This window comes from Hyphomicrobium sp. (assembly GCF_019744875.1).
Lineage (GTDB): Bacteria > Pseudomonadota > Alphaproteobacteria > Rhizobiales > Hyphomicrobiaceae > Hyphomicrobium_C.
This window is the reverse complement of the sequence record NZ_JAIETU010000022.1, coordinates 20,186-27,083: the sequence shown is the minus strand read 5'-3', so window position 1 is coordinate 27,083 and position 6,898 is coordinate 20,186. Positions and strand designations below refer to the sequence as shown.

Sequence of the window (6,898 nt, the reverse complement as noted above, 5' to 3'; positions counted from 1 at the left end):
TGAGGAAAAGACACATTGGCGTGAAGGTGGCTGGGCCAAGTCTGATGAACCAAGAGAGCCGGAGTGGTGGTCGGGGGGGGCATTGGCGTCACTCGCCCACTCGGTGGGGGGAAGACGCCGCCGAAGGGCAGGACCGCGCGCTGCTGCGCGGTCCTGCCCTCGAGCCGGGCGATGCGTGCCCGGAGCTCGGACACGACTGATCGGGGGGCGGACGTACTCATGTCCTTTGCAACGCTCTCCGCATTGAGTATGTTCTATGTTTGTTCTCGTCACTCCTGGGAGTCAATCAGACTCATCGGATTCGGCCTGCGGAGGGGTCATCCGGAGGAAGAAAGAGGGCGAGACGGGTTCCACTGACCAAAGTTTGAGTAGAAACTTTGGTCAACGCAGGTTCTAGATTGCTACTGACCAAAGTTTAGATATAATCTTCGGACAGAAACTGAGGGGCCCCATGCCCGACCCGACGTCCGACACCCTCGACCGCATCCATGCCCGGATTGCCCAGGCGGCGCCGGCCGGGGTGTGGTCGCGCGCCGATTTCCTCGACATCGGGACGCCGAACGCCGTCGAGAAGGCGCTGCAGCGGCTGACCCTGCGCGGCGACATCCGCCGGCCCTATCGCGGCCTCTACGACAAGCCCGGCGTCAGCAAGCTGACCGGCAAGATGGTGTTTCCGCCGCGCGCTTCCTTCATCGACGCGATCGCCCGGCGCGACAAGCTGCGCGTCCTCGTCGACGGCATGACCGCGGCGAACGATCTCGGCCTGACGACGGCCGTACCGGCGCGCTCGACGATCTATGCCGACACCTATCCCCGGACGATCGAGATCGAGGCGAGCGCCGGCGATGCGAAGGTGACGAAGCCGGTTATCTACAAGCTCGACTTCAAACGCGTCGCGGCGAAGACGGCGTTCTGGGCCGGGCGGCCGGCCATGCGCGTCGTCCAGGCGCTGACATGGTTTCGGGATGAGAAGGCGAGCCTCGACGCGGCCATCAACGGCATCGTTCGGCATCTGTCGCGCGATCCAAACCGCGAGAAGGTCGCGGATGATCTGCGCGAGAACATCCACGCGGTCCCGGCCTGGATGTATCCGCTGATCGAGACGATCACGCGCCGGCTCGCCGAGGATCACAGCGAGAATGCGCCGGACATCGAACGCGCGAAAGGCGATCATGCAGAAGACGTTCATTGAAGTCCTGCGATCGAGCGTCGACGATCGCCGCGCTCTCTTCGAGACGGTCGCCGCGCATCTGGAAACGCAGGCGCAGAACGTCGAGAAGGACCTCTATGTCTGCTGGGTGCTCGACTTCCTGTTCAACCGGCGCGGCGATGATCCGATCGGGCTGTATTTCAAAGGCGGCACGAGCCTCAGCAAGGCGTATGGACTGATCTGGCGGTTCTCCGAGGACATCGACATCGGCATCTACAAGGCCGATCTGCATGTCCCGCTCGAAGCCGACATCGCCGCCCTGCCCTCCGTCAACCAGCAGCAGCGCGCGCTGGCGGAGAAAATCGACGAGGCGGCACGTCAATACATCTCCGGTCCGCTGAAAGCGCTGCTGGAGAAGGAGATCGCCGCCGTCGAGGAAGCGGCCGAACTGCCGGGACATTTCACGCTCGGTTTCGGATTCGACAATTATCGCAACAGGGACGCGCTCGACATTCTGGTGGTTGGCTACAAGAGCGTCTTCGATTCCGCGCAGAACTATGTGCAGGCCGCGGTCCGCATCGAGGGCGGCGCGCGGCCCGATCCGGAACCGGCTGAGCCGCGCGAGATCGTCCCCTATATCGCCGACGAAATGCCGGAGGGAATGGACCTCGCGGTCCGAAACGTGACGACCGTGAAGCCGGAGCGGACCTTCTGGGAGAAAGTGCTGATCCTGCATGCGATGACGGAGATGACGGAAAAGCGGCGTGAGGACGCCCATCCCGAACGGCCTGTGCCCGATCTCAATAAGTATTCACGTCACTACTATGACGTCCATCAGATCTGGACGCATCCGGATTATGGCGTTGCGACTGCCTCGCTGCGCGATCTTGCAGAAGCCTGTCGGCAGCACAAGGAGCTGATGTTTCGCGCGCCGGATCACCGATACGACCGCGCCCTCCCGGGCAGCTATCGCCTCGTCCCGACGCCGGAGATGCGAGCAAAGCTTGCGGCCGATTATCAGCGTATGACGGCGATGATCTTCGGCACGCCACCGGCCTTTGCCGACGTGATCGCCAGCATCGAAGCGCTCGAACATCATCTCAACGCGGCGGATGCCGGGGCGAGTGACCAGCGCAGCGCGCGGCTCATCACCCAGGGCAGCGCCGCGGGCCGATCGGCGGAGCCGGGCAAAGACACCGCCGGGCCAAAATGATAGGGTCGCCACATGGCTGAGATGCCGGAGAACGCACCTGCCAAGCTGCCTGATCGCGCTTCCGTCGAGTCGGCTTTGGCCGCCTTGCCCGCTGGCTCGAACGAGGGCGCGCTCGCGGATGCGCTGACGCAAGCCTTTCCGGGGTTCGCCTTCTCGGTAGCGAACCTCGATGACGAATATTGGCGGGACACGCGTTCGGTGCTCGCCGCCGATGGAACGCGGATCGCCGAGTACCGGCCGTGGATGAAAACCGAACTCGCGAAAGACAATGGAGACATCGCGGCCGTCTGGTGGCGGCTGCAGGATACTGATCTGCAGATTTCAGAATGGCACGGAAACAGCGTCTATGCGTTCGCGCCAACGGGACCCGGCGCGGCCGACTATGTGCAGATTTCGCTCGGTCGCGAGACCGAATGGTGCGCGGGTCCGATTGTAAACCCGTCACGCCGGCCTTGGGGTGAAGAGGAACTGCTCGATCCGTCATGGATGAGCCACGACGAAATGTCGGAGGACAAGGTGCTGGCGGGTCCGCTTTACAGACTGAATCGCACCAGCAGCGTCGTGTATGTGCGTACTTTTCTTGCGCGCTGCGCGCGACTCGAGCGCGACAAGCGCGAGGCGCGACGGCCTGAACTGCAACGGCGCATCTGGGTCGGCTCCGATGGCACGCGGAGGCCGTTTCTCGATCTTCAACCGAACTACTTCGATTTCACGCCGCGCGAGGTACGCTTCTTTCAGGATTGGGAAGAATCGAGCGCGCGAACGAGCCGCGTCTACGAGCATTGGGCGCTCGACATCAGGGACTTCGAACACACCGGCGAACGTCAGCTCGCATTCATCCCCCGCCCACTGCGTCTGCCGGAGGAGCGCCTGGAGGCGGGCGATGCTTCGGTTCACATCCTCATGGATCGCGTTGAGCAGATCGACCGGGAGATGGGCATGCCGTTCGCCTGGTTTTTCCTCATGACGCACGGCAACAAAGTCTCTCCCGCTGTTGGCGAGACGATCGCGCAAGGCCTGCGAGAGGCGCGTGTCCGTCTTCCCGAGCACGACGCCAAGGTGGTGCTGCGCTGGGCCGACGAACAATATCTCTTCTAGCGCTGGGATGATTCCGGCATGAACGACCTTCCCGCAGACGTCGAAGCTTACAACCGTTCGCCTGAGTTCAATCAGGACAGCCTACCGCCGGCGCCGCAAACACAAGAATGAAAAGCAGTTTACCGCGCGCTGTTCGGTCCCTGTCCCTGGCTTGCCCTCGCCTCATCTGTCTTCTCAATCGGCCATGGCGCTGCGCCCACATGATAGGATCAATCTGATTCGGCGTGTGGATCATTGGCGATGGCGAGCGACCTCACCTTCTTCCAGACCGTGATCAAGGACATCGTGTTTAGGGGCGAGTTAGGAAGCGCGGGGCCGCTGATTAGCGCTCGTCCGCTCGGGAAGCCGCAGCGCCATACCGCACCACTCGGCCCGTCGGCGATTTTCCATCACTCCCCGCGAGCGGACTCCGGCTCCGAGGGATGGTGGATTTGCGAAGGCTTGCCGCCAATGGAAAGAATCTTCTTGGCGGGTTTTTCACGAGGCGACGTGCAGCGCCTCTCTCGCCGCTTTGGCCTGCCGGTGCATCCCGACGGCCGGCCGCCGGTCACGCATTTTCCCAAATCCGCGGCTTTCGACGGATTGATGTCGTGGGTTGCGTCACATCCCAAGAAAGCGGCGAACTGGTCACACTGCCACACGGAATTCGATTGGTACGCGGAAGCGCTTCGTCAAATCAGCGACGCAGCTTGAGGTCCTTTTGATACGCAGGAGCCGAGCTCCAGACTGACGCTTGCGAGAGAGGTTTTGATCCGCTTGGCGAATGGCGGCGGTCGCTTCACGCGGCTATGGAACGCGGCTCGCTTCGACGAGGTCGGCAAATCGCGTGAACTCGCCCTGAAATGACAGGTTCACGGCGCCCGTCGGGCCATGCCTCTGCTTCCCGATAATGATCTCTGCCTTTCCACGCGATGCCTCAAGGTCCGCCTGCCATTTCAGGTGAGCGTCGGTGCCGGCCATCGGCTCGCGATTCGTGAGGTAGTATTCTTCGCGAAATACGAACAGCACGACGTCGGCATCTTGCTCGATCGAGCCGGATTCGCGCAGGTCAGAGAGTTGCGGGCGCTTTTCCTCCCGGTTCTCGACGTTTCGTGACAACTGCGACAACGCGATGATCGGGACGTTAAGCTCTTTGGCGAGCGCCTTCAGGCCGGTTGTGATCTCCGCCACCTCCTGTACCCGGTTTTGCGCAGCGCGTTTCGTCGTACCTTGCATGAGTTGGATGTAATCGACGACGATCAGATCAACGTCACGCTGTCGCTTGAGACGTCGCGCGCGAGCAGCCACTTGGCCGATGGTGAGAGCGCCAGTCTGGTCGATAAACAACGGTATGCGCCGAATCTCCTGCCGGCGCTGAAGCAACGCGTCGAAGTCGCCTTCCGATATCTCGCCGCGGCGGATGCTGGACGAGGAGATCTCCGACTGCTCCGCGATGACGCGCGTCGCTAGCTGCTCCGCTGACATCTCCAGGGAGAAGAACGCGACAATGCCGCCGGAACGCGATTGCACAGAACCGGTGTTGATGTCGGACGGGTTGTATGCTCGTGCGACGTTGTAGGCGATGTTCGTTGCGAGCGCCGTCTTGCCCATGCCGGGCCGACCAGCAATGATGATGAGGTCCGATGGCTGGAGCCCTCCCATTTTTGCATCGAGGTCTTTGAGACCTGTCGGCATGCCGGAGAGTTTTCCGTCACATTGGTAAGCGATCGCGGCTTTGTCGATCGCTTGTGTCAGAGCCGCGTCGAACGTTTCGAATCCACTGCCGAACCGGCCTGTTTCCGCGACCTCGTACAGTCGCTGCTCCGCATGCTCAATCTGCTCGCGTGGTTCGGAGTCGACGGCTGAATTGAACGCCGCGTCGCGTATATCGTCCGCGATGTTGATCAACTCGCGGCGGATCGCCAGATCGTAGATGGTGCGACCATAATCTGCTGCATTGATGACGGTCGTCGCTTCGGCCGCTAGACGAGCAAGATACTGCGAGAGCGACAAGCCGCCGATATCGAGGTCGGAGGGAAGAAAGCTTTTAACTGTGATAGGGCTCGCGATTTTGTTCGCTTGAACCAGGCTAGCCATCACATCGAAGATCGCGCGATGCAGCGGCTCAAAGAAGTGGTCGGATTTTAAGAAGTCCGACACGCGATAGAACGCATCGTTGTTGATGAAAATAGCGCCCAGCAGCGCCTGCTCGGCTTCGATGTTATGCGGCATCGCCGGGAGCGACGTCCGTATCGCTTCAAGCCTCGTCGCCGCCTCTGCCATCATTCCCTTGTCCCGAGCGTTCCGTTGTCTGGGGTGTCTCATCTGAGAATCGGTATCGTCGGGAAGTTTAGCGTTCCGGTCCACAGAGTGGCCAGGAAAGTAGTGATTAGGGCAAGGAGAAAACAACTATTGCAGAATGCCGCGAATCGCGTGCGGTGATCAGGTGTGAGGCGCCGCCCGTTTGACTTGCCGCGCCGGCTTGTCTCGGCGCTCACCTTGGTACGAGACTTGGCGCAACAGACCATCTTCCGTCCAAGTGAGATACGTCACCTCGACCACGACTTCAGGCTTGACCCAATGAACGCGGGAGAGCTCCAGTGGTGTGCCGAAGCGGCTCTCGCGTGGCGGCGGGACATCGAGCGGCATGCGCGCTCTTTTCAGGGGTGTGAGCCGCCGAGCCAATCGCTTGAGCTCGGCGACCGTGATTCCTGTGCCGGCCCGGCCGGCATAACGCAGGCTTCCATCCTCGGTGTAGTAGCCGAGGAGAAGCGAACCAATGCGCGGACGGCTTCCTGTCGGATCGGTCCATCCAACGACGACGAACTCTTCGCGATTGAGACATTTCGACTTAACCCAGAGACCGCGGTCGCCAGGCGCGTAGGGTCGATCGATACGCTTGGACACGACGCCTTCCAGCCCCATCCGGCAGGCGTGTTCGTAGAATTGCGGACCATTTCCAACGATGTGGTCGCAGAACAGGAGTCCAGGCCTCGGCTTCGCGAGCAGACCTTGCAGGCGCGTCTTGCATTCAATGAGTGGCAGTTGCGCCGTGCTCCCGCTGTTCAGAAACAGAAGATCGAACGCGTAGTAGACGAGTTCGCTGGTGCGCCTCTCATCCATTGCAGCCTGCAGCCGGCTGAAGGATGTGATGCCATCCGGTCGGACGGCGCAGAGCTCTCCGTCGAGGTAAGCGTTCTGCAAGGGCAGAGCCCCAAGCGCGGAGATTGTCGCCTGATAGCGGTGGCTCCAGTCGAGTCCTGTGCGCGTGAGAAGCCGGATATCGCCGCTATCGATACGGGCGTGCATGCGATATCCATCCAGCTTGATTTCATGCAGCCATGTCGATCCGGCGGGCGCGTCGTCTACGAGGCGCGTGAGCTGCGGCTTGATCCAGTGTGGCGGCGCATCGACAGCGGGCGCGCCTGTGCGCTTCGCTTTGCGCTGCATTCAACCCC

Annotated in this window: 6 protein-coding genes; 4 read left to right on the top strand and 2 right to left on the bottom strand. The window is 61.6% G+C overall.

Translation table 11 applies throughout. The features are described from left to right. Positions 1-451: 451 nt before the first annotated feature. From K2Y42_RS21155 to K2Y42_RS21140, 4 genes are all read left to right on the top strand, one after another. Entirely contained in the window at positions 452-1,192 is a 741-nt protein-coding gene (locus K2Y42_RS21155) for a DUF6088 family protein (protein WP_291156756.1), read from the top strand. Beyond that, on the top strand, positions 1,173-2,363 hold the full coding sequence (locus K2Y42_RS21150) for a nucleotidyl transferase AbiEii/AbiGii toxin family protein (protein WP_291156753.1): 1,191 nt from the start codon (positions 1,173-1,175) through the stop codon (positions 2,361-2,363). The genes K2Y42_RS21155 and K2Y42_RS21150 overlap by 20 nt, the downstream gene beginning before the upstream one ends. A gap of 12 nt (positions 2,364-2,375) precedes the next feature. Beyond that, positions 2,376-3,461, top strand: a complete 1,086-nt coding sequence (locus tag K2Y42_RS21145) for a hypothetical protein (RefSeq protein WP_291156750.1) — start codon at positions 2,376-2,378, stop codon at positions 3,459-3,461. A gap of 240 nt (positions 3,462-3,701) precedes the next feature. Further along, positions 3,702-4,154 (top strand): hypothetical protein, encoded by a 453-nt coding sequence (locus K2Y42_RS21140; protein WP_291156748.1) that lies wholly within the window; start codon positions 3,702-3,704, stop codon positions 4,152-4,154. Between the two features lie 93 nt (positions 4,155-4,247). Here K2Y42_RS21140 and K2Y42_RS21135 read toward each other — a convergent pair whose 3' ends face one another. Continuing rightward, the gene (locus K2Y42_RS21135; RefSeq protein ID WP_291156759.1) at positions 4,248-5,723 is read right to left on the bottom strand and encodes a replicative DNA helicase; all 1,476 of its coding nucleotides are present in this window, start codon (positions 5,721-5,723) and stop codon (positions 4,248-4,250) included. Between the two features lie 159 nt (positions 5,724-5,882). Then, positions 5,883-6,890, bottom strand: coding sequence for a non-homologous end-joining DNA ligase (gene ligD, locus K2Y42_RS21130; protein ID WP_291156745.1), 1,008 nt, complete (start codon positions 6,888-6,890; stop codon positions 5,883-5,885). Positions 6,891-6,898: the final 8 nt, after the last annotated feature.

Coding starts and splice junctions, on each gene's coding strand:
- K2Y42_RS21140 (WP_291156748.1), top strand. CDS start 3,702: ATGGCGAGCGACCTCACCTTCTTCCAGACCGTGATCAAGGACATCGTG.
- K2Y42_RS21145 (WP_291156750.1), top strand. CDS start 2,376: ATGGCTGAGATGCCGGAGAACGCACCTGCCAAGCTGCCTGATCGCGCT.
- K2Y42_RS21150 (WP_291156753.1), top strand. CDS start 1,173: ATGCAGAAGACGTTCATTGAAGTCCTGCGATCGAGCGTCGACGATCGC.
- ligD (WP_291156745.1), bottom strand. CDS start 6,890: ATGCAGCGCAAAGCGAAGCGCACAGGCGCGCCCGCTGTCGATGCGCCG.
- K2Y42_RS21135 (WP_291156759.1), bottom strand. CDS start 5,723: ATGGCAGAGGCGGCGACGAGGCTTGAAGCGATACGGACGTCGCTCCCG.
- K2Y42_RS21155 (WP_291156756.1), top strand. CDS start 452: ATGCCCGACCCGACGTCCGACACCCTCGACCGCATCCATGCCCGGATT.